General features: G+C 57.6%; 18 protein-coding genes and 1 pseudogene. 16 read left to right on the forward strand and 3 right to left on the reverse strand.

Going from position 1 to position 21,808, the window contains the following annotated elements:
- Positions 1–109: 109 nt before the first annotated feature.
- On the forward strand, positions 110–1,498 hold the full coding sequence (locus K5D32_RS06310) for an amino acid permease (RefSeq protein ID WP_221599507.1): 1,389 nt from the start codon (positions 110–112) through the stop codon (positions 1,496–1,498).
- Between the two features lie 164 nt (positions 1,499–1,662).
- Here the strand turns inward: K5D32_RS06310 and K5D32_RS06315 are convergent, their stop codons facing one another.
- Both K5D32_RS06315 and K5D32_RS06320 read right to left on the reverse strand, forming a co-directional pair.
- On the reverse strand, positions 1,663–3,042 hold the full coding sequence (locus K5D32_RS06315; protein WP_221578503.1) for an ATP-binding protein: 1,380 nt from the start codon (positions 3,040–3,042) through the stop codon (positions 1,663–1,665).
- A complete protein-coding gene (locus tag K5D32_RS06320) occupies positions 3,039–3,701 on the reverse strand; it encodes a response regulator (RefSeq protein WP_117167547.1) in 663 nt (220 codons plus the stop codon). The genes K5D32_RS06315 and K5D32_RS06320 overlap by 4 nt, the downstream gene beginning before the upstream one ends.
- A gap of 171 nt (positions 3,702–3,872) precedes the next feature.
- Here K5D32_RS06320 and K5D32_RS06325 point away from each other — a divergent pair, with 171 nt between their 5' ends.
- From K5D32_RS06325 to K5D32_RS06385, 13 genes and pseudogenes are all read left to right on the forward strand, one after another.
- Positions 3,873–4,139 carry a PepSY domain-containing protein gene (locus K5D32_RS06325; RefSeq protein ID WP_025259114.1) on the forward strand — a complete coding sequence of 89 codons (267 nt, stop codon included), beginning with the start codon at positions 3,873–3,875 and terminating at the stop codon, positions 4,137–4,139.
- Entirely contained in the window at positions 4,139–4,684 is a 546-nt protein-coding gene (locus tag K5D32_RS06330; RefSeq protein WP_221539678.1) for a cytochrome b/b6 domain-containing protein, read from the forward strand. The genes K5D32_RS06325 and K5D32_RS06330 overlap by 1 nt, the downstream gene beginning before the upstream one ends.
- Before the next feature lie 39 nt (positions 4,685–4,723).
- A complete protein-coding gene (locus K5D32_RS06335; protein WP_221539677.1) occupies positions 4,724–6,025 on the forward strand; it encodes an exo-alpha-sialidase in 1,302 nt (433 codons plus the stop codon).
- Positions 6,022–6,612, forward strand: a complete 591-nt coding sequence (locus K5D32_RS06340) for a hypothetical protein (protein ID WP_221599508.1) — start codon at positions 6,022–6,024, stop codon at positions 6,610–6,612. Before K5D32_RS06335 ends, K5D32_RS06340 begins: the two co-directional genes overlap by 4 nt.
- 127 nt (positions 6,613–6,739) lie before the next feature.
- Positions 6,740–8,773: an LTA synthase family protein gene (locus tag K5D32_RS06345; RefSeq protein WP_221599509.1), complete on the forward strand. Its 2,034-nt coding sequence runs from the start codon at positions 6,740–6,742 to the stop codon at positions 8,771–8,773.
- Between the two features lie 393 nt (positions 8,774–9,166).
- On the forward strand, positions 9,167–9,781 hold the full coding sequence (locus K5D32_RS06350) for a biliverdin-producing heme oxygenase (RefSeq protein ID WP_221539670.1): 615 nt from the start codon (positions 9,167–9,169) through the stop codon (positions 9,779–9,781).
- Complete coding sequence (locus tag K5D32_RS06355) at positions 9,778–12,012, forward strand: ATP-binding protein (protein ID WP_221599510.1); 2,235 nt, start codon at positions 9,778–9,780, stop codon at positions 12,010–12,012. Before K5D32_RS06350 ends, K5D32_RS06355 begins: the two co-directional genes overlap by 4 nt.
- Before the next feature lie 208 nt (positions 12,013–12,220).
- Complete coding sequence (locus K5D32_RS06360; protein WP_221599511.1) at positions 12,221–13,234, forward strand: GlxA family transcriptional regulator; 1,014 nt, start codon at positions 12,221–12,223, stop codon at positions 13,232–13,234.
- Between the two features lie 34 nt (positions 13,235–13,268).
- Entirely contained in the window at positions 13,269–14,183 is a 915-nt protein-coding gene (locus tag K5D32_RS06365; protein WP_221599512.1) for a DMT family transporter, read from the forward strand.
- A gap of 13 nt (positions 14,184–14,196) precedes the next feature.
- Positions 14,197–14,664: pseudogene (locus tag K5D32_RS06370) on the forward strand (AzlC family ABC transporter permease); the annotation flags it as partial.
- 439 nt (positions 14,665–15,103) lie between these two features.
- Positions 15,104–15,322 carry a DUF6124 family protein gene (locus K5D32_RS06375; RefSeq protein ID WP_221599514.1) on the forward strand — a complete coding sequence of 73 codons (219 nt, stop codon included), beginning with the start codon at positions 15,104–15,106 and terminating at the stop codon, positions 15,320–15,322.
- Between the two features lie 141 nt (positions 15,323–15,463).
- Positions 15,464–15,982: a hypothetical protein gene (locus K5D32_RS06380; RefSeq protein ID WP_221599515.1), complete on the forward strand. Its 519-nt coding sequence runs from the start codon at positions 15,464–15,466 to the stop codon at positions 15,980–15,982.
- Positions 15,983–16,411: 429 nt separating this feature from the next.
- On the forward strand, positions 16,412–17,254 hold the full coding sequence (locus tag K5D32_RS06385) for a DUF2971 domain-containing protein (RefSeq protein ID WP_221599516.1): 843 nt from the start codon (positions 16,412–16,414) through the stop codon (positions 17,252–17,254).
- 692 nt (positions 17,255–17,946) lie between these two features.
- Here the strand turns inward: K5D32_RS06385 and K5D32_RS06390 are convergent.
- The gene (locus K5D32_RS06390) at positions 17,947–19,125 is read right to left on the reverse strand and encodes a XylR family transcriptional regulator (protein WP_221578491.1); all 1,179 of its coding nucleotides are present in this window, start codon (positions 19,123–19,125) and stop codon (positions 17,947–17,949) included.
- A gap of 171 nt (positions 19,126–19,296) precedes the next feature.
- Between K5D32_RS06390 and xylA the strand changes: the two genes are divergently transcribed.
- The gene (gene xylA, locus K5D32_RS06395) at positions 19,297–20,613 is read left to right on the forward strand and encodes a xylose isomerase (RefSeq protein WP_221599517.1); all 1,317 of its coding nucleotides are present in this window, start codon (positions 19,297–19,299) and stop codon (positions 20,611–20,613) included.
- A 149-nt stretch (positions 20,614–20,762) separates the two neighbouring features.
- A complete protein-coding gene (gene xylF / locus K5D32_RS06400) occupies positions 20,763–21,764 on the forward strand; it encodes a D-xylose ABC transporter substrate-binding protein (protein ID WP_221539651.1) in 1,002 nt (333 codons plus the stop codon).
- Positions 21,765–21,808: the final 44 nt, after the last annotated feature.

A 21,808-nucleotide genomic window follows, 5' to 3' on the forward strand; every position in this document is an offset into this window, starting at 1 on the left:
AAGCAGTGACAACACTGCGCCAACAAGAATGCTTATTCAAAAACAGGTTGCGCCGTCGGGCTGCCTTTTCGTGGGCCGCCCTGTGCAACCTCAACGTTGAGGGTAGAACATGGTTTCCCATAAAAAGAACGAGCACCGTTCCCTGAAACACGGGCTGACATCCCGGCAGGTTTCGATGATTTCCATTGCCGGCATCATCGGTGCCGGCCTGTTCATCGGCTCATCCAAGGCCATCGCCACGGCTGGGCCAGCGATTCTGATTTCCTACGGTATTGCCGGCCTGTTGGTGTTGCTGGTGATGCGCATGCTGGGTGAAATGGCGATTGCCAATCCCAATAGCGGTTCGTTCTCCACCTATGCCGGACAAGCCATCGGGCCATGGGCCGGGTTCACCATCGGCTGGCTTTACTGGTGGTTCTGGGTGCTGATCATTCCGGTCGAAGCCATTGCCGGTGCCGACATCCTGCACGCCTGGATGCCCTCGGTGCCGTCCTGGCTGTTCGCCTTCCTGATCATGATCACGCTGTCGTGTACCAACCTGGTGAGCGTGAAGAATTTCGGTGAGTTCGAGTACTGGTTCGCGCTGGTGAAGGTGATTGCGATTCTGGCGTTCATCGGTGTCTGCACCCTGGCCGTACTGGGCTTCTGGCCACTGGCCGAAACCTCCGGCATCTCGCAGATCTGGCAGAACGGCGGCTTCATGCCCAACGGATTCGGCGCGGTACTGGGCGGGGTACTGATCACGATCTTTTCGTTTTTCGGCGCAGAAATCGTCACCATCGCCGCCGACGAAACGGCCAACCCCAAAGAGAAGATTCGCAGGGCCACCAATCTTGTGGTGTACCGCATCGCGATTTTCTACATCTTCTCGATCTTCTTCATTGTCTCGCTGGTGGCCTGGAACGATCCGCGCCTGCTGCAAGTAGGTTCATTCCAGCGGGCGCTGGAAATCATCAATGTGCCGGGCGCCAAGATGGTGGTGGATATCGTGGTGTTCGTGGCGGTCACCAGTTGCATGAACTCCGGCCTCTACACGGCTTCGCGGATGCTGTATTCCCTGGGCGCACGCGGCGAAGCTCCGGTACAGATCAAGCGGGTTTCCGGCAGCGGTGTGCCGACCGTGGCGGTGATCGCTTCCACCCTGGCAGGTTTTGTCGGTTGCTTTGTGAACTACGCGTTTCCGGGCAAGGTGTTCGGCTTCCTGCTGTCCACCACGGGCGCCATTGCGCTGCTGGTGTATCTGGTGATTGCCGTTTCCCAGTTGCGGATGCGCAAAAGGCTGGAGAGGGAAGGGCAGGAGCCAGCCTTCAAAATGTGGCTGTTCCCCTGGCTGACCTGGCTGGTGATCGGGCTGATCACTCTGGTGCTGGGCTACATGCTCATCAGCCCCAACTACCGCTATGAAACCCTGATGACCGCAGCGGTTACCGGGACGATTCTGTTGATTGCCCTGGTGCGACGCAAGACAGTGACAGGGGCGTATGCGGCCGGGGTTTGATCCTGTCTAGTACAGACTGTGTGAAAACTACTGCGCTTGATCATGCTGCGTTTTCACACGGTCTGAGTAGGAGCGGATTTATCCGCGAGACGTCCGTGAGGCCGATACATTTTCTTCAGATGTACGGTCCCTCGCGAATGAGCGGAGCGCCGCCCGATTCGCTCCTACGGGCGCGCAAGCGCACTGTTAAGCCGTAACTCCGCCCGCAACCCGCCCTGAGGCGAATTGTGCAGATGCAGGCTGCTTTGAAGCTTGCGCACGATCATGTCGACAATCGCCAGCCCCAATCCCGCGCCATTGCTGTTGCCCTGGCTGTAGAAGCGTTCCAGCAGCCGTGCCTTGTGGTGTTCATCGATACCGGGACCTGCATCTTCGACACACAAATGGGCGCTGCCATCGTCCTGACGCTGCAACACCACCCGGATTTCGCTGGCGGCAGGGGCGAAGTTGAGGGCGTTGGTCAGCAGGTTCTGCAAGGCGATGGTGATGGCGCCCGGATCGCTGTGGATCACGCACACCTCATCGGCTTCCAGCACCAGCTCCACACGTTTCTCCAGCGCCAGCGGCGTGAGTTCGGCCATTTCTTCCTGGACCAGCGTATTGAGCTCAAAGGTCTTCAATTGCTCTGGACTCAAGTGCGGTTCAAGCCTTGCCATGGTCAACAACTGGCTGGCGAGACGGGCTGCCCGGTCGACGCCGCTGACCAGAAAATCCAGCGCTTCCAGACGTTGTTCGGGGAGTTCGGCCTGACGGGCGTTCTGCGCGTGAATGCGCAGCACGGTCAAGGGCGTGCGCAGTTCATGGGCGGCATCTGCAATAAAGCGTCGCTCGCGTTCCAGCAGATTGTCGATCTGGGTCAGCAGACGGTTGAGAGCGGTCTGCATGGGCTCCAGCTCCTTGGGCAATGGCGACAGCGCCAGAGGCTCCAGGCTCTCTGCATCACGCTTGCGGATCACTTGCGCCATGGATTGCAACGGGCGCAGGCCCCAGCCGATGACCAGCCAGATGGACAGGATCAGCAGCGGAACACCAATCACGGTGGGCCAGACGGTATGGCTGACAATGATCTGGATCAGACCCTGACGCACATCGTCGCGCTCGCCGACCCAGATAATGAAACCCTGCTGCGGATCGGCCAGCAGGAAGCCACACCATTCCCGGCCATTCTCCACCAGATCGTGGGAGCCTTCTTCTCTTGGCGGCTCAGTGAGCACCGGGGCTTCGGCCGAGCGCACCAGCAACTCTCCCGAAGTACGCCAGACCTGAAAAGTCAGGCGGGTTTCGTAAGGATGCGCCACGCCGCTGGTTCCGACCCGGCTCATGGCTTCATCAAACGCCTCATACAGCTTGTTCAGGTCCTTTTCACCCTCGGCTCGCTGGCGCAGCACCCCTTGCAGCAAGCGGGCACTTTGCGCCAGCTGGGCGTCGTAGACTTCTTCGATTTCATGGTGACTGTCGCGCAGCACCAGCAGGCCGATGATCAGATCGCCCAGCAGCAACAGCAGCAATACCGGGCCAAGGATTCGTGCGCGTACCGAGGTCATGCCTTGAGCTCCAGCAGGTAACCGACGCCGCGAACGGTGCGGATCAGGTCGGTGGACAGTTTCTTGCGCAGGTTGTGAATCAGCACTTCCAGGGTGTTGCTTTCGACTTTCTCCTGCCAGCCGTACAGCGTGGTGGACAGGCGCTCGCGAGTGACGACCTTGCCGGGACGGATCATCAACTGGTGCAGCAATTGATACTCCATCGGCGTCATGGGGACTTCGTTACCCTGAAAGCTGACCTGCTGCGAGGCCGGGTCCAGGCTGATGCCCGCGTGCTCCAGCAGCGGTTGCGCCCGACCCTGACTGCGGCGCAGCAGGGCGCGCACCCTGGCTTTCAGTTCGTTGACGTCGAAAGGCTTGATCAGATAATCGTCGGCTCCGGCATCCAGCCCGGCGATACGGTCCTGAGTGCCGTCACGGGCCGTCAGGATCAGCACCGGCAGCGATTGCTGTTCGGCGCGCAACTGGCGCAGCAGGTCGAAGCCGTCCAGACGCGGCAGACCGAGGTCCAGCAGCAACAGGTCGAAGCGTTCGCTGCGCAGGGCATGCAGGGCACTGAGCCCGTCCTCGATCCAGTCAAGCGTATAGCCCTCGGTGTTCAAGGCGACTTTGATGCCTTGGCCGATGGCACGATCATCTTCCACCAGAAGCAGACGCATAAGAGGTTCCGGGCAATGGATTGGGGGCAGGACGGGGCGCCATGATGCCGTTATGGCCGTGGCTCGCGTAGAGCCATATGTCGAGAAGATGTAACGACCTGTTACACCTTAAGCTTTTCCTAAGATTGCTTTCGCACAGTAGCGACTCCTTAACTGCTGCGAGTATCCAACATGCGTAAAGTCCTGCTGATTTCCTTGCTGATGGCCAGCCCTCTGGCACTTGCCGGTCCGCAATGCACCACCGCCGACAAATCCCAGTGGCAGGACCAGGCCAAGTTCCAGGAGCAACTCAAGGCTCAGGGTTACCAGATCAGCAAGTTCAAGGTCACCGACGGCAACTGCTACGAGATCTACGGTTTCGACAAGGACAAGCGCAAAGTAGAAATCTACCATGACCCTGTGTCCGGCAAGGCCGTGAAGACCGAGATCAAGGGCTGATGAGCCGCGTTTCCCTGCGCCTGTGGGACCCGTTGGTCAGACTGTTTCATCTTTCTGTCGCGGGCGTCTTCATTGCCAACTACTTCTTTAATGAAGCAGGCGGCGACTGGCATGTCTGGCTGGGCTATTACGCTGTTGCCTGGCTGTGCGTGCGAGTGGTGTGGGGATTCATCGGGCCGCGCAGTGCCCGCTGGAGTGACTTCTGGCCGAGCCCGAGCCGTTTGCGGGCTCATGTGCAGTCGCTGATCGACAGGCGACCTATTCACCGGCTCGGTCATTCGCCTCTGGGGGCGCTGGTCATGGTCCTGATGATGGTGCTGATTTTCTCCATCGGCCTGACCGGCTGGATGATGGAAGAAGTGGATGCCCTGTGGGGCGCCGACTGGCCGCTGCAGATTCACGAAACCCTGGCCGACGCGCTTTGCGCACTGGTGGTGCTGCACATGGCCGCCGCGATATTCGAGAGCTTTCAGGTGCGTGACAACCTGCCGCTGTCGATGCTGACCGGCAAGCGGCGCTCATTGCCCGAGCAAACCGACAACTGAACAGACCCGTAACTCCCTTCGCTAAGGTGCTGGATTTTCATGCCCGTTATTTCCCGAAACCTGGCTGCATGGAGCGCAGGCCTTGCTGTTGTCTTGATTTTTCTCAGCGCCTGGCTCAGCCATCCGCTGCACAAACTTTCACCTTTCGCGGTCAGCGAGACGCCGATCAGTGCCGAGGGCGCTGTCGCTACAGCGGCGACTTATAGTTCGCGTTTCGCATCCTCCGACCTCGACGATTTCGTGCATTCGTCTGCGGTTACCGCCTTGCCCGGCGGCGACCTGATGTCGGTGTGGTTCGCCGGTTCTCGCGAAGGTGCTGGGGATGTGGAGATTCGTGCCTCCAGATTCGATGCCAGCGCCGGTGAATGGGGCAATGAGCAGGTGCTCGCGACCCGTGAGTCCACCCAGAACGGCACAGGCAAATACATTCGCAAACTGGGTAATCCGGTGGTCGCACTGGCTCCCGACCAACGCCTCTGGCTGTTTTATGTGTCGGTGTCGGTGGGCGGCTGGGCCGGGAGTTCGGTGAATGCCATGGTGTCTCAGGACATGGGCGCCACCTGGTCGCAGCCTCGTCAGTTGATCACTTCGCCTTTCCTGAACATCAGCACCCTGGTTCGTGCGGCGCCGGTGTTTCATGCTGATGGCTCCATCGGCCTGCCGGTCTATCACGAGTTTCTGGGCAAGTTTGCCGAGTACCTTTACCTGAGCCCAAGCGGTGACGTGATCGACAAGTTCCGCATCAGCCGTGGCACCAATTCCCTGCAACCCACGGTCGTACCGCTGGACGGGCAGCGGGCAGTGGCCTTGCTGCGCTATGCGGGAAATACCTATCACCGCGTACTGGCCAGCCGCACCGAAGATGGCGGCCAGACCTGGAGCGAGCCGCACCCGCTGGAGCCGAGCAACCCCAACTCGTCGCTGGCGGCAGTCGGTGTGCCGGGGCGCGGTTTGCTGGTGGCCTTGAATGACCTGCGTGACGGTCGCTTCAAACTGAGCCTGTACGGCACCGATGAGCAGATGAACCAGTGGCGTCCGGTGATCGACCTGGATAAATCCCCCGATCCGCTGGGTCATCCGTTCTCGCTGGAAGCCTATCGGGAAATCCTCGGTGAAGGTTTCCGGGCCTCCAGTGGTGCTCGGCGCCAGCCTCTTGAGGCCGAGTTCCTGAGCAATCTGGACCAGCGAGTCTGCTCGCCTCAAGGGTGCGATTTTGAATACGAATACCCGTATTTCATTCGTAGCCCGGACGGCATGTATCACCTTGTCTACTCCTGGAATAACACCTTCATCAAGCATGTCAGCTTCAACGAAGCCTGGCTGGCGGAGCACTTGCTATGATCGCGCAATGGCTGACACATCTGGCGTTTGCGCTGGTGCTGTTTCTGATCCTGTCTTCCTGGACATCCTCCCAGCGCTGGCGTCTGGCGATACTGGCCGGTGCTTCGCTGGCGAGTGTGGTGTCCATCGATGGCTTGTCTCTGGCGTCTTACGTGCGCAGCTTGAGCGATGACCTGGCGATCCCGAGCCTTGTCGGCCTGGTCTGGCTGACCGCCCAGCGCCTGGGGCTCATCCAGCCTCTGGAGAGTCGCCAGCGTTTTCTGGTGTTGTCGGTGCTCGCGGCCCTTGCGGTGGTGCTCTATCCGGCCACACTGGGCATCACCTATTTCGATCCTTACCGCTGGGGCTTCAACCCACGGCCAATGATTATTGTTGTCGGAATCATCACCCTTGGCCTGTTGTACCTGCGCAGCCATCTGGGGGCCTTGATGCTGGCGCTGGCCACACTGGCCTTCACCTTCCGCATCAAGCCTTCGGAAAACTATTGGGATTACCTGATCGACCCGTTTCTGGCGTTGTACGGCTGCATTGCGTTGCTGGTATTCATTGCACGACGCCTGTCTTGCAGCCGCTCACAGAACCTGTAGGTACGGTGTTTCAAACGATACATATCTGTCGGATGTACCTGCTCTTCGCGGATGAATCCGCTCCTACAGGCATATCACCCGTAGGAGCGAATTCATTCGCGAATGGGGCATTAGTCGAGGAATAAAAATGAGTTGGCTGCAATCACGGCGCCTGCAGTATTGGGCAGGCACAATCGTGCTGTTTTTCCTGCTGTCAGCCTTGTTGAGGGGCGTGTTCTTCTGGAGTTTTTCCGGGGTTGAGCACGAGAAGCTGTTCAGCGACCCGACCGTGCTGCAAACCCTGAGCATAGGTTTTCGCTTCGACCTGCGTCTGGCGCTGCTGGTGTCGCTGCCGATGGCATTCCTGCTGTGGCTGCCGCGCTGGAACATGGTCAGCGTCCGTGCGTTGCGCTGGTTCGCCCGCTCATACCTGATGTTGGCATTGCTGGCGCTGACGGTGATTCATGTCATCGACTTCGGCCATTACGCCTACCTCGGTGTAAGGCTCAACGCCAGTGTCCTGCGCTATCTGGACGATGCCCAGATATCCCGGGACATGCTGTGGCAAACCTATCCGGTGGTATGGATCAGCCTCGGCTGGTTACTGACCTTGCTGGTGCTGGGCCGCGTCCTGCTCTGGCTGGAACGCATCACGCTTGATCGCACGCCGCGCCCGGTCAAACGCTGGTCGGTGGCCTGGGGTGCGGCAGTGATTGTCTGCGCGACTTTCCTGGGGTTACTGGGCCGTGTGGAAAACCTCAACCTGGAAAACCCGGTGCCATTGCGCTGGAGCGATGCGTTTTTCTCCGGCAATAACCAGGTGGCAGCTCTGGGGCTCAACCCTGCGCTGTTTCTGTATGACACCCTCAAGGTTTCCCAATCCCGCTACGACGAAGATCAGGTGCGTCAGCACTATGACGTGGTCGCCAGATACCTGAGTGTCCAGCAGCCCGATGCCCAGACCCTGAACTTCAAGCGTCAGCAAGCCGTGCAGCCTTACCGGATCGACGGCGAGCGTGCGCCGAACGTGATGTTCGTGATGCTCGAATCCCTGGGCACCAGCGCCGTGGGGGCTTATGGCAACCCGCTCAACCCGACGCCGAACCTGGACCGTCTGGCGACCCAAAGCTGGTTCTTCAGGCATTTCTATGTACCGGTGACCGGCACCGCCAAGACCGTCTGGGCCAGCATCACCGGGGTTCCGGATGTCACCCGTCAGGAAACCGCGACGCGCCATCCGTTGCTGACCCGCCAGAACACGATCATCAATGACCTCAAGGATTACCAGAAGCTGTACATGATCGGCGGCAACTCGGGCTGGGCCAACATGAATGCCCTGATTCGTCGCAGCATCGATGACGTGCGCCTCTATGACGAGCGTGACTGGAAGTCGCCGCAGGTGGATGTGTGGGGCATTTCCGATCTGGACCTCTTCAAGGAAAGCGACAAGATCCTGCGCGAGCTGCCCAAGGACCGGCCGTTCTTCGCGTACGTGCAGACTGCGGGCAATCACCGGCCTTTCACCATTCCCAAGGAGAACGACGGCTTCGAGGTCAGCAACCTGACGCTGGAGCAGGTGCAGGCGGCGGGTTCGCGCAGCGTCGAGCAGTACAACGCCGTGCGTCTGCTGGACTTCAACATCGGTCGGCTGATGGAAATGGCCAAGGCGGGCGGTTACTACGAGAACACCATCTTCGTGATGTTTGGTGACCACAACACCCGCATCAGCCAGATCCCTCACATGGCACCGGCTTTCGAGCAACTGGGGCTGGAGAGCAATAACGTTCCGCTGCTGATTCACGCGCCTGCACTGCTGGGCTCGCGGGTCATTGAAGAAGCGGTCGGGCTGGCAGACCTGTTGCCTACGGTCGCGGGCATGGCGGGCGTCGAGTTCAGCAACGGCGCGATGGGGCGTGACATTCAGCAACCGGCACCGGAAGGCGAGCGCGTGGTACCGCTGGTATTGCGTGAAGGCACCTTCCCGCTGATCGGCGCTGTCACCCGGCATTACCTGCTGCAAATGGAACACGATGGCAGTTCGCCGACCCTGCACGACCTGTCGTCCCGCACCCCGCTGGACAACGTTGCCGAGCAGAACCCTGAAGAGTTCGAGCGGCTACGCGACCTCACTCGCGGGCTACACGAGAGTTCGCGCTTGATGCTGTATCGCAACGTGCGCTGATTCACGCCACTCACATGCCCCTTGCAAAAGGGGCATGCCTTTATCTGTAACGCTCTCCTGATTTATCCCTTCGTCGCGGTCTGTGCGGACTGAATTTTCTGTGGCTGTGATCCAGAAACGCTTGCATGACGTAAACACTCTTTCGCGTCTGGCGGTGGATCACCGGATAGTGTGAAGTGTGTATCGAGTATTCCTGTCAGTCTGCTACGCTGGGAATTGTCTCTAAGGTAAAATTTCGCACGTCATCAACAGGCTTTTTCCGACGCTTAACCTTCTGTTATTCATCGGTAATTCTTGTAAAGCTCTGTCAGATATCGTCGGCAGTCTGTATGTTGGGGCCCTATTTCGCCTGGATGCGGTTTTTGTCGTTCCCACCCTTGAGAGCATTAGTGGATGTTGGCACCGTTTAACCAGGCTTCCCCGGCCCGATTGCTTGATGCTCTTCGTTCTGAAACGAATCAGTTACATGTCGGTCTGGAAAAGCGCCTGCCGTTTTTCTCCCCTGTCTTGAACAGCGCTTATTACCTTCGTTTGATCAAGGCCTACCACGGTTTTTACAGGCCGCTGGAGTCCGCGTTGCTGGCCAGTGGCCTCGTTCCGGCTGAACTGGCTGTGCCCGAGCGGGTCAAAACACCTGCATTGCTTCAGGATCTGCGTGCACTGGGCATGACAGATCAAGCGATGGATTCACTTGCACAATGCAGGCACTTGCCGGTGATCGACTCACCGGGCGCTTGCCTTGGCGTGCTGTACGTTCTGGAGGGCGCCACCTTGGGCGGCCAGATCCTGCGCCGTGAAATCCACAAGCGACTGGGGCTGGACGAGTACACTGGCGCAGCGTTTCTGAATGTCTACGGCAGCGCCACCGGCATGCACTGGAAAGCGTTTCTGGCCTTTATGGACAGCGTGCCGGCCGATGCGGCAACCACAGAAGCTGCCGTGCTGGCGGCCCAATCCACATTTGCATGTTTCGAGCACTGGCTCGATGGTCAAGAGGTACTGTTATGAGCCAACTCGACAAAGACGCTTTTGAAGCTCTTTTGGCCAATTGTGCCAACGAGCCGATCCAGTATCCGGGCGCCATTCAGCCTCACGGCGTGCTCTTTACCCTGGCCGAGCCGGACTTCGTGGTGCTGCAAGTCAGCGCCAACGTGCAGGAACTGCTCGGCAAGAACCCCGATCATGTGGTGGGACAGCCGCTGGAGTTCGCGGTGGGTGACGGCTGGGCCACTGTGCTCAAAAGCGCCAGCACCCAGGAATCGTTCAACGACATCCCGCAACTGATCGTTACCGTCAATGGCCGTGAATTCGAGGCTCTGCTGCATCGGCATCAGGGCGTTCTGGTGCTGGAACTCGAAATCCAGGACAAGGAAGCGCAAGTCGCCAACAGTGAGCGAATCGCCAACCTTGGGCGCATGCTGCGTCAGTTGCAGGCGGCCAAGACACTTCAGGCGCTGTATGAGATCAGCGTTCGCGAAATCCAGAAGCTGACCGGCTATGACCGTGTGCTGATCTACCGTTTCGAGGAAGAAGGGCATGGTCAGGTCATTGCCGAGGCTTCTTCGCCTGGCATGGAGCTGTTCAGCGGCCTGTTCTTTCCTGCTTCGGACATTCCCGAGCAGGCTCGCGAACTCTATCGTCGCAACTGGCTGCGCATCATTCCCGATGCCGATTACACGCCGGTTCCGCTGATTCCACAGCTGCGCCCTGATACCAGGCAGTCACTGGACCTGAGTTTTTCGACCTTGCGCAGCGTCTCGCCAATCCACTGCGAGTACATGAAGAACATGGGCGTGTTGTCTTCCATGAGTGTTTCTCTGCTCAAGGACGACAAACTCTGGGGCCTTATCAGTTGCGGGCACCGCACGCCGCTGTACGTTTCCCATGAACTGCGCGGTGCATGTCAGGCCATCGGTCAGGTCTTGTCCTTGCAGATCCGTGCGATGGAGGCTCTGGAAGTCAGTCGCCAGCGCGAGGCAAAGCTGCAGATGCTGCAAAGCCTGAATGACTCCATGGTGTCGGCGTCGGAAAACGTCTTCGACGGCCTTGAGCAGCAACCGCAAATCCTTATGGATCTGGTGGGCGCCTCGGGTGTGGCGATCATCGACGACAGGCAACTGCATACCTTTGGTCTGTGCCCCGAGCCTGATGAAATCAAGGCTCTGCATAAATGGCTGATGGCAACAGGGCAGCAGGTTTTCTCCAGCCATCATCTGTCGAGCGTCTACCCGGCGGCCGAGGCTTATCAACAGCACGCCAGCGGTGTTCTGGCCATGAGCCTGCCAAAACCGGTCGACAACGGCGTGTTGTGGTTCCGTCCCGAGGTCAAGGAAAGCATTCAGTGGAGCGGCAACCCGGACAAGCCACTGGACACGGAAGGCTCCGGCGCGGGCCTGCGCCTGAGGCCGCGCACCTCGTTCGAGATCTGGAAAGTCGAGATGGCGGGCATTTCCAACAAATGGACCCACGGCGATATCTTCGCTGCCAACGACCTGCGCCGCTCGGCGCTGGAAGATGACCTGGCCCGTCAGGTACGCCGCGAGCAACAGGCCGTACGCGCCCGTGACGAACTGGTTGCCGTTGTGTCCCACGACCTGCGCAACCCCATGACCGTCATCTCGATGCTCTGCGGCATGATGCAAAAAGCCTTCAGCTCCGATGGCCCGCACACCTCGCGCCGTATCTCTTCCGCCATCGACACCATGCAACAGGCTGCCAGCCGCATGAACGTCCTGCTGGAAGACCTGCTCGACACCTCGAAAATCGAAGCAGGCCGCTACATCATTTCCCCTCAGCCGCTGGAAGTGGGCCATATATTCGAAGAGGCCTATTCATTGCTGGCACCGCTGGCCATGGATAAATCCATCGATCTCTTCTTCCATTCCGAGCCGGACCTGAGAGTCAGCGCCGACCCGGAGCGCCTGTTCCAGGTACTGTCGAACCTGATCGGCAACGCCATCAAGTTCACGCCCAAACAAGGCCGGATCGACGTGGCCGCAGTGCCCAACGGCAATGAAATCGTCTTCACCGTGCGCGACTCCGGCGAAGGCATCCAGCCGGAACAACTGCCACACATCTTCGAGCGCTACTGGACCATCAAGGAAGGTAACCCGACCGGTACCGGCCTTGGGCTCTACATTTCCCAAGGCATCATCAAGGCCCACGGCGGCGTGCTGACTGCAGACAGTCAGGTGGGGCAGGGCAGCGAGTTCAGGTTTACGGTGCCGGTGGCGGGGTGATTGAGGTCTTGTGCCGACTAATGTGGGAGGGGCCTTGGCCAGAACAACACATTTTCGGCACTGAATGATTGGCACTACTGCGTAGCGAATTCATTCGCGAGATGTCATTTCAAACGACATATCTCTGTCGGATGTACCAACATCATTTCCGTGCACGACGAAAACCCTCTTGCCCATGGCTTTCAACCGGCTTGAAAAGGAAAGTATCGTGATTGCTCGGCGTCAGTTCAGTGACAACATGCAGGGCAAGAATCTGCGTTTTCTGCAGGCGGCCCAACCCCAGCCTATAAGACAGAGCCGCGCCGGGTTTCTGCTGCTGGAGCATTTTTCACTGCCGGCATTCACTCAAGTCCTGGACACCATCGTTACGGCGAATCTACTGCGGCCTGGGCTGTTTACTTCCATCACGTTGGGATTGGGCGACAGCGAGATCGTCAGCGATCTTGGGCTGGTTATCCGGCCTGACCAGCGATTGAGCAAAGAAAGCATCCGCGATTTGGACTTGTTGGTTATCTGCGGTGGCTATCGCACAGCTTTGGCCTCCAGCGATGATCTGATCGAGTTGCTGCAGGGGGCCGCTGCGCGTGGCGTTACCTTGGCGGGATTGTGGAATGGTGCCTGGTTTTTGGGGGCGGCGGGGCTGCTCGAGGGATACCGTTGTGCAATCCATCCAGAACATCGCCCTGCCTTGGCAGAAATTGCGCGCGAGGCGTCGGTGACCAGCGAGCCCTTTGTTATCGAGCGCGACCGGCTGACGGCTTCCAGTCCCGCAGGTGCGTTCCAGATGGCCCTGCACTGGATCAGGAGTCTGCACGACAAAGCCCTGGTCGAAGGGATCGAGGACATCCTGTCTTTCGAGGAGTCACGGTACCGACGCATCAAAGCCTCGCCGCGGCTATCGATAAGTACCCCGCTGCGGGAAGTCATCAAATTGATGGATGCCAATCTCGAAGAGCCCCTGGAGATGGATGAGTTGGCGATGCACGCAGGGCGTTCCCGTCGCCAGCTCGAACGCCTTTTCAAGGAGCAGCTCGGCACGACGCCTCAGCGCTATTATCTGGAGCTACGTATCACCGAGGCGCGGCGATTATTGCAGCACACTGAGTTGTCCCAGCTAGAAGTGCTGTTGGCTTGTGGTTTTGTTTCTCCCAGCCATTTCAGCAAGTGCTACAGCTCGTATTTTGGCTATCGACCTTCCATGGAAAAGCGTCGAGTCAAATAGAGCAGCTTTTTTCAGCGAACATAGAGGTGGCGTGGTGGCAGAAGTTTTCAGCAAGGACGCGGGGAAAGGCCTGATTGCTGCCCATCAGGGGCATCTCGTCGGCATGTGGTTGATGGCCTGTGTCGCGCTGGTGTTCGCCAGCCATGATGCGCTGTCCAAGACGCTCATTTTTTCGCTGCCGGTCATCTTTGTTGCCTGGGTGCGGTACTTCGTTCATACGGGGCTGGTGACGACGGTCATAGCATTGGGCAAGCGATCCGGAAGCTATCGGACGCGGCGGCCGTGGTTGCACCTGCTGCGGGCACTTTGCTTGTTGGCAGACAGCCTGACATTTCTGTTCGGGCTCAAGTATGTGCCGATTGCCGAGTCCACGGCCCTGGTTTTTCTGGCTCCCGCATTTGTCACGATACTTTCGCCTTTGCTGTTTGGCATCAAGGCGAACCGGTATCAGTGGTTGTCGGTTGTTATCGGCTTTTGCGGTGTGCTGGTCATCATCAATCCGGCGAGCGAAGCATTCACCCCTTATATGCTGTTCCCACTGGCGACCGCTTTCTTTTTCGCGCTCTACCAGATGCTGACGCAATTGGCGGGTGAGGTGGATAGCCCCGCAGTCTGCAGTTTCTACGTCGGCGTCTTTTGCACTGCGATCCTGACGATTGCGGTGCCTTTCTTTTGGGTGCAGCCCACACTTCTTGAATGGATGCTTCTTTCAGGGCTCGGCTGCCTGGGCTTGTGCGCACATTTTCTAATGGCCAAATCCTATGCCTATGCATCCTCTGCTGATCTGGCTCCATTGGGATACCTGCAAATCATTTTCGCCGCGCTGTATGGGGTCGTGCTGTTTGGGACGACTCCCAGTCCTTGGTCGATAGCCGGAATGGGGCTCATCTTTGCCAGCGGTCTGTTGGTTTATATAAAGCGCCCAAGAGCTGATCTCCCAGGATCATGAGAAAGGAGGCTTGATGAGCTATCAATCCGGCCGGGAAGCCTTCATGCAAGGTGTCCGCGCGCTGCTGCCCTTGACGCCCGGAGTCATTCCCTTCGGTCTGGTCACGGGGATCATGGCGATCAAGCTCGGCATGACACCATTCCCCGCAATGGGCATGACACTGTTGTTTTATTCCGGATCTGCGCAGATGGTTGCCTTGCAACTGCTTGGCAGCGGCGTGGTGCCTGTCGCGATTGTCGCCACCGCCCTGGTGATCAACCTGCGCTTCGTCATGTACAGCGCCTCCTTGGCTCCCCATCAGCACCGCATTCCCCGACGTCGTCTGTGGCCATTGACCTACATGCTCTCTGACCAGTCCTACGCGCTCTGCACCCTTGGCTATTCGTCCGGTGAACTGGGGCGTTTTGCACATTACTACTACACAGGCACTGCCTTTACGATGTGGTTGAGCTGGCAGCTATCAGTGTTGGCGGGTATATGGTGAGCGATCAGATCAAATTCAAATGGGTGTCAGTAGCTCAAGTCAAACAGGTATATGTCGTTTGAAACACCGTCTTCGCGAATGAATTCGCTCCTACGCGGCTGATGTGTATTCGTTACTTCTCCTAACGAAAACCCCACCCGCGCAGGACCTTTCCCGCAGGCTTTGCCTTTTCTTCTGTGTGAACTTTCCTAGAAAATCTCAAGCCCTTGCGCCTGTGAAATCCCGACACCTGGCTGCGTCGGTTGCTGAAAATCGGCGGTCGGGTTTAGCAGCCTGAATCAGTTTTTCCGACGCAAGTTCCGCTATGGCGGCTTTGCGTGGGGCACTTTCGAGTGCGCCGGAATTGGGAAAACTGCCTGTCTGCTAACCCGCGTCAAAGCTGCCACCCTTGTTCGTTTAGCAGCAAACATCCGGTGGCTTTATCGGAGTTTTCCCAATGATCGATTCAACACCGTCACCACCCCTTCCATCACTGGAAGAGTCCCTGCTGCATGTCAGTGACCTGCTACGTTGCGCCGCCGCAACAGCCTATAAAACCGGCGACACCCTCAATGGCCCCAAACGTGATCTGGCTTTTTCGGTCGTGCATTTGATCGGCATGGCAAAGGCCGAGCTGGATCGTTCGCTGGCGCGTGTCGAGGTGTGTAGAGCCTGACCGTAGGAGCGAATTCATTCGCGAAGGGCATGAAACGAAGAACATAGACCTATACTCTTCGTTCTGGTTGATACATCACCGAAACCATTATCATCAGCCCGCTATTCGGCAGTCCCCAGCAACAGAATCAGGGAGAGATAGATGTACCTCAATCAAAAGTCCAGCCGCTGTATCTTGCTGGCCGGCGTGTTGGTAATCAGCGGTTGCACTTCGTTTTTGCAGGGCAAGCAGTATGTCGTTCCCGGCCCCGATGAACCCTCTGCAACGGTTCGCCTCAAGGCTGGAAATGGTGCGAGACTGGATGCCATGACGTTCAGTGAAAATGGATGCTATGCGGGTTACACCATCCTGCCCTCTGACGGCGACTACATCGAATCCCGGGTCGCCGTGAACAAGGAGTTGATCCTGACCTATGGGCAGATCGCAGGAAGCAGTGTTTGTCAGATACCGTTCTCCTTCACGCCACAGAACGGCGCCACCTACACCTTGATCCAGGGCTCCTGGAGTGAGCCCAAGGCAGGCATTCTTCCGATCTTCAACCGCAACGAACAATTCTGCGGTGTAGGCGTCATCAAGAAAGTCGGCGATCAGGAGAGCATCGAACCCATTCAACAGCTGAAAATCAAGACTGGGTTCGCATGTTTGAGGTTTGTTAAATAGAGGCATTGCATGGTATTCGCTGCGGGTTGGTTGAAACATGTCGGGGGGATAGCGCCTTTCTCAGGCAACGATACCAATGACCGAGCACTGTGCTGAAGGGGTAGCTTTCGGCCTGCTCTGTTGAAAAAGTCGATTTTCTTAAGCAGCCAGAAGATTAACAGGAGAGAGTGCCTTTTCAGTATGCTGCTACGTGAAGTCTGAGCCCGCTAACCTCTGCCGAAAGTGAAGACTTCAATTTCAAGCGCATTTTTCTGCTTCAGAAAAATTGGCCGACTTTTTCAACAGCATCAGCCACAAGTGGATATCCAGAAATAGTTGCTTTGAGCCCAAATGGTCGTCATCGCTATCTCGTACAATTATGTTGATTTGCTATCATTTCGTCATACTCAGGATGCATTAACGACTAAGGGTCTATTGAGGATCTGAAAAATGGAAATTCACCACTACACGCGAGCATCCACCCTTCCATTAATCTTACAAAGCGGCAAGCTCCGGTTTACAAGAGCTGATCACTTGGATGACCTTATGGAGCTGCCTTTTGAGACTTTTCACCTGTCGCGGCAGGCTTACTTTGTAAACTCCTGGGTCAAATCAGCTGTTGAGAAATCAGGACAATGGTACCGGTACGCGGATCAGCACCGAGGCGTTCGCTTGAGCTTCAAAAGCTCCCCATTTCCGGTGACAAAGCTGCGATGTGATCTTAGTCGTTCATACACAGCCAAGGACGGCGAGTTAAAGACGGTGGGACTTGAACTAAATGATGTGCCAGCACCATTTACAAAAGGAACAATGTTCGGTAAGGGCTTCGTGCTTATGCCATGGGCAGACGAGGAGTCCTTCGGGGGCGACGTTCTATATGTCGAAGATCCTGCTGCCTATGTGAGGCAGTTCGTTCGCTCAGATCCAGAGATGACAGAGATTGCTGGAGGCTCTAGGTTAGCCCGAATAAAGGCCGCTCATTGGGAAGATCAATCTGAATTTCGGTTTGCGCTAATGGCTATTCAAGGGCCAGAGTTAACCTATGAAGACAATCCTGATGAATATGAGAATGAGTTTCTTAATCTTATGGAGAAGTGGTATTCCTTGGGAACAGGAGTACCACCACCAGAGCTTCCTTTTATAGATCTACCAATAGACACCTTGATGCTTGACCGCATGACAGTAACGTTGGGATCAGGTATTAGTGAGGAAGATCGTGAGGCTGTTTTTCAGGCCATCCAGCGCTATGCCCCTAATGTCATAGTTTTAGAAAGCGCTATACAGGCACGGTGAGTTCTTACACGCCGCACATAAATGACGGGCAGCTTTGGTTCGTTTTCTGCCGCTCGCCCGGATGCTCTAAATCGAGATTTGTCGATCACCACTATATGCAGCGGCCAATTACCATGCAAATGACTGATCAGGCCATATGCAAACAGCTAGCTACCCAAGTCGTTCCAATCACGCAACAGGTATATGTCGTCTTCAACACCATCTTCGCGAATAAATTCGCTCCTACGCGGCTGATGTGCATCCGTTACTCCCCCTAACGAAAACCCCACCCGCGCAGGCCCTTTCCTGCAGTCTTTACCATTTCTTCTATGCGAACTTTCCTGGAAAATCTCAAGCCCTTGCACCTGTGAAACCCCGACACAAGGCTGCGTCGGTCGCTGAGCATCCGCAGTCGGGCTTAGCAGCCTGTTTGTGGATGACAAGTGCTTATGGCGGCTTTGCGTGGGGCATCTTCGGGTGCGCCGGTTAATTGCGCTTGTTCCTCACCGGTCTGCTAACCCGCGTCAAAGCCGCCACCCTTGTTCGGTCGTGCATCTGATCGGCATGGCCAAGGCCGAGCTGGAGCGTTCACTGGCACATGTTGAGGTGAGTAGAACCTGATCGCAGGAGCGAAGGGCAGTTACATCCGATAGAGATGTGCCGTGCAAAACACTGCCGTCGCGAGCAAGCTCCCTCCCACGAATAATGTGGATCTACACGACCCTATCCAACTGATACTCGCGCGGCGTACACCCAAACTCCCGCTTGAACACCGTATGCAGATACTGCGCAGACTTGAATCCGCAATTACGCGCCGTATCTGCAATCGTTGAATCCGTATTCTTCAACCCATTGGCAGCCGCCGCCAGTTTGAAGCGCAGGATTTCGTCGTGGACGCTGCAACCGCGCACGGTGCGGAAGTGCGATTCCAGCGATGAGCGCGATACGCCGACATAAGCCGCCACTTGTGCAGTCTTGATGCCCTGGCAGGCGTATTGGCGGATGAACAGCAGGGCTTGCATGACGTAGGGGTCGCCCAAGGGTTGATGCAGGCTCGATACCTGTACGTTGATCGATTCCGGCGGGATCAGGATTTGTGTACCTTTGGCCGGCATGCCGTGCAGCATCTGGTGGAGCAGGCGTGCTGCGGTTCGGCCCATGGTTTCGGTGCCCTGGATGACCGAACTCAGCGGTACTCGGGTCAGGCTGCGGGTCAGCGGGTCGTTGTCGATGCCGATCAGGGCCACTTGTTCCGGCACGGCAATCCCGGCGGTCAGGCAGGCTTGTAGCAATTGTCGGGCGCGTGCGTCGCTGACGGCGATGATGCCGATGGGTTTGGGCAGGCTTTGCAGCCAGGCGATCTGTTGTTCGACGGCGCTGTCCCACAGCGGCGCGCTGGTGCCCATGCCGCGATAGACCTCGGCATGCAGGCCATCGCGCTGCATCAGCCAGCGAAAGGCCTTTTCCCGTTCCTGTGCCCAGCGATTGGCCTGGGCTTCGGGCAGGCTGAAGCAGGCGAAGCGCGTCAATCCGGCTTCGATCAGGTGCTCGTAGGCCAAGGTCATCATGGCTTTGTTGTCGGTGGCGACGTAGGGGATGCCTTGCGGGTAGGCGCGCTCATCCTGGTACGAGCCGCCCACAGCCACTACAGGCAGTTTGCTTCCAGCCAGCGCCTCGCCGATCAGCGGGTCGTCGAAGTCGGCAATGATCCCGTCGCCTTGCCAGCGTTCGATGCCTTTCAACCGGCACAGGAAATCTTCCTCAAGAAACAGGTCCCAGGAGGCGCGGGTGCTGCTCAGGTAATTGCCGATGCCGCTGATGATGCCGCGGTCGTAGATCTTGCTGCCGTTGAACAACAGTGCAACGCGGTGAACGGGCGGTACGGTTTTCATTGTTATTGTCCCGGGTCTGCCAACACCAAGGTGGTCGTCACAGCCTAGGCGCGCTTGGGGTGAATCTCAATACTCAAAATCGCACTCTGTCTTGGTGACTTTCATAATTTTCGGGCACAGCGCCGTTGCTAGTATCGAGGCACCGACAAGAACAACAAAAGGACACGCCCCATGCCGTACTTCCCCGATATCGACAGGATTCGCTACGAAGGCCCGGCCAGCGATTCTCCCTTGGCTTTCCGCCACTACGACGCCAACAAGGTCATCCTCGGCAAACCCATGCGCGAGCACTTGCGTATGGCTGCTTGTTATTGGCACACCTTCGTCTGGCCGGGCTCCGATGTGTTCGGGGCGGGGACATTCAAGCGTCCGTGGCAGCGTGCGGGCGACCCGCTGGAAGTGGCCATTGGCAAAGCGGAGGCGGCCTTTGAGTTTTTCACCAAACTCGGGATCGACTATTACTGTTTCCACGATACCGATGTGGCCCCGGAAGGCAGTTCGCTGAAGGAGTATCGCAACCACTTTGCGCAGATGGTCGATCATCTGGAGCAGCATCAGGAACAGAGCGGCATCAAGTTGTTGTGGGGCACCGCCAACTGTTTCAGCAATCCGCGTTTTGCCGCAGGTGCCGCCAGCAACCCGGACCCTGAAGTGTTCGCCTGCGCAGCCGCTCAGGTGTTCAGCGCCATGAACGCCACCCAGCGCCTCAAAGGCTCCAACTACGTGTTGTGGGGTGGGCGTGAAGGCTATGAAACCCTGCTCAATACCGACCTGAAGCGCGAACGCGAGCAAATGGGCCGCTTCATGCAGATGGTGGTCGAGCACAAGCACAAGATCGGTTTCAAGGGCGACCTGTTGATCGAGCCCAAGCCGCAGGAGCCCACCAAGCACCAGTACGATTACGACAGCGCCACGGTCTTCGGCTTCTTGCAGCAGTTCGGTCTGGAAAACGAAATCAAGGTCAATATCGAGGCCAACCACGCGACGCTGGCGGGGCATAGCTTCCATCACGAGATTGCCACCGCCGCTTCGTTGGGGATCTTTGGCAGCATCGATGCCAACCGTGGCGATCCGCAGAACGGCTGGGACACCGACCAGTTTCCCAACAGCGTCGAAGAGATGACCCTGGCCACCTACGAAATTCTCAAGGCCGGTGGTTTCAAGAATGGCGGCTTCAACTTCGACTCCAAGGTGCGCCGCCAGAGTCTCGATGAAGTGGACCTGTTCCATGGCCATGTGGCCGCGATGGATGTCCTCGCCCTGTCCCTGGAGCGTGCCGCGGCCATGCTGCAGAACGACCGGCTTCAGCAGTTCAAGGATCAACGTTACGCAGGCTGGCAGCAGCCGTTGGGGCAAAAGGTGCTGGCGGGTGGCTTCAGCCTGGAATCACTGGCCGAACATGCCTTCGCCCAGGAACTGAACCCGCAGGCCGTGAGCGGCAGGCAGGAAATGCTCGAAAACGTCGTCAACCGGTTCATTTACAGCTGACGGTCAGCCCCGTTCGTCGGTTTGGCGCGGTTGTTACATTCCCACGACAAATCTGTACGGGTCCGGCTTCACGACGCTCTACAGTTGTACCAGCACGATACTCATCGTCAGGCAGTGTCTTTCAAACAACAATAAAAGGACGCACCACCATGAATAAAGTCAAACGCACCTTATTGGCCAGTGCTCTGGCCCTGCTGTCCATCCCGGCCATGGCCGATTCTGCCAACCCGAAAATCGGTTTCTCCATTGATGACCTGCGCCTTGAGCGTTGGTCGCGGGACCGGGATTACTTCGTCGCGGCGGCCGAAAAACTCAATGCCAAGGTCTTTGTCCAGTCAGCGGATGCCAACGAGCAGAAGCAGATTTCCCAGATCGAAAACCTGATCTCCCGTGGCGTCGATGTGATCGTCATCGTGCCGTTCAACGCCACCGTGCTGACCAACGCCGTCGCCGAAGCCAAGAAAGCCGGGATCAAGGTAGTGTCCTATGACCGCCTGATTCTCAACGCCGATATCGACGCCTATATTTCCTTCGATAACGAAAAGGTCGGCGAGATGCAGGCCAGTGGTGTGCTGCAAGCTGCGCCCAAGGGCAATTACTTTCTGCTGGGCGGCGCGCCCACCGACAACAACGCCAAGATCCTGCGCGAAGGCCAGTTGAAAGTGCTGCAACCGGCCATCGACAAGGGAGACATCAAGATCGTCGGCCAACAGTGGGTCAAGGAGTGGAACCCCACCGAAGCGCTGAGCATTGTCGAAAATGCCCTGACGCGTAATAACAACAAGATCGATGGCATCGTCGCCTCCAACGACGCCACCGCAGGCGGTGCGATTCAGGCACTGGCCGCGCAGAAACTGGCCGGCAAGGTGCCGATTTCGGGGCAGGATGCAGACCTGGCAGCAGTCAAGCGGGTGATCGATGGCACCCAGACCATGACCGTTTACAAGCCTCTGAAGCTGATCGCTTCCGAAGCCGCAAAGCTGTCGGTACAACTGGCGCGTAACGAGAAACCCACCTACAGCTCGCAGTACGACAATGGCAGCAAGAAGGTCGACACCATCCTGCTCACCCCGACGCCGTTGACCAAGGACAACATCGACCTGCTGGAAAAGGACGGCTTCTATACCAAGGCGCAGATAGCCGGGCAGTGATCTGACTGACCCGAGTACAACCCCCGGCGATGCCGGGGAGTGGA

The organism is Pseudomonas cichorii (assembly GCF_019719005.1).
Taxonomy (GTDB): Bacteria; Pseudomonadota; Gammaproteobacteria; order Pseudomonadales; family Pseudomonadaceae; genus Aquipseudomonas; species Aquipseudomonas cichorii_E.

What these genes read in the sequence shown, in the direction of transcription:
- K5D32_RS06385 (WP_221599516.1), top strand. Translation starts at nt 16,412, where the DNA reads ATGGAAATTCACCACTACACGCGAGCATCCACCCTTCCATTAATCTTA.
- K5D32_RS06325 (WP_025259114.1), top strand. Translation starts at nt 3,873, where the DNA reads ATGCGTAAAGTCCTGCTGATTTCCTTGCTGATGGCCAGCCCTCTGGCA.
- xylF (WP_221539651.1), top strand. Translation starts at nt 20,763, where the DNA reads ATGAATAAAGTCAAACGCACCTTATTGGCCAGTGCTCTGGCCCTGCTG.
- K5D32_RS06390 (WP_221578491.1), bottom strand. Translation starts at nt 19,125, where the DNA reads ATGAAAACCGTACCGCCCGTTCACCGCGTTGCACTGTTGTTCAACGGC.
- K5D32_RS06355 (WP_221599510.1), top strand. Translation starts at nt 9,778, where the DNA reads ATGAGCCAACTCGACAAAGACGCTTTTGAAGCTCTTTTGGCCAATTGT.
- K5D32_RS06340 (WP_221599508.1), top strand. Translation starts at nt 6,022, where the DNA reads ATGATCGCGCAATGGCTGACACATCTGGCGTTTGCGCTGGTGCTGTTT.
- K5D32_RS06350 (WP_221539670.1), top strand. Translation starts at nt 9,167, where the DNA reads ATGTTGGCACCGTTTAACCAGGCTTCCCCGGCCCGATTGCTTGATGCT.
- K5D32_RS06330 (WP_221539678.1), top strand. Translation starts at nt 4,139, where the DNA reads ATGAGCCGCGTTTCCCTGCGCCTGTGGGACCCGTTGGTCAGACTGTTT.
- K5D32_RS06345 (WP_221599509.1), top strand. Translation starts at nt 6,740, where the DNA reads ATGAGTTGGCTGCAATCACGGCGCCTGCAGTATTGGGCAGGCACAATC.
- K5D32_RS06335 (WP_221539677.1), top strand. Translation starts at nt 4,724, where the DNA reads ATGCCCGTTATTTCCCGAAACCTGGCTGCATGGAGCGCAGGCCTTGCT.
- K5D32_RS06315 (WP_221578503.1), bottom strand. Translation starts at nt 3,042, where the DNA reads ATGACCTCGGTACGCGCACGAATCCTTGGCCCGGTATTGCTGCTGTTG.
- K5D32_RS06320 (WP_117167547.1), bottom strand. Translation starts at nt 3,701, where the DNA reads ATGCGTCTGCTTCTGGTGGAAGATGATCGTGCCATCGGCCAAGGCATC.
- K5D32_RS06310 (WP_221599507.1), top strand. Translation starts at nt 110, where the DNA reads ATGGTTTCCCATAAAAAGAACGAGCACCGTTCCCTGAAACACGGGCTG.
- K5D32_RS06375 (WP_221599514.1), top strand. Translation starts at nt 15,104, where the DNA reads ATGATCGATTCAACACCGTCACCACCCCTTCCATCACTGGAAGAGTCC.
- xylA (WP_221599517.1), top strand. Translation starts at nt 19,297, where the DNA reads ATGCCGTACTTCCCCGATATCGACAGGATTCGCTACGAAGGCCCGGCC.
- K5D32_RS06380 (WP_221599515.1), top strand. Translation starts at nt 15,464, where the DNA reads ATGTACCTCAATCAAAAGTCCAGCCGCTGTATCTTGCTGGCCGGCGTG.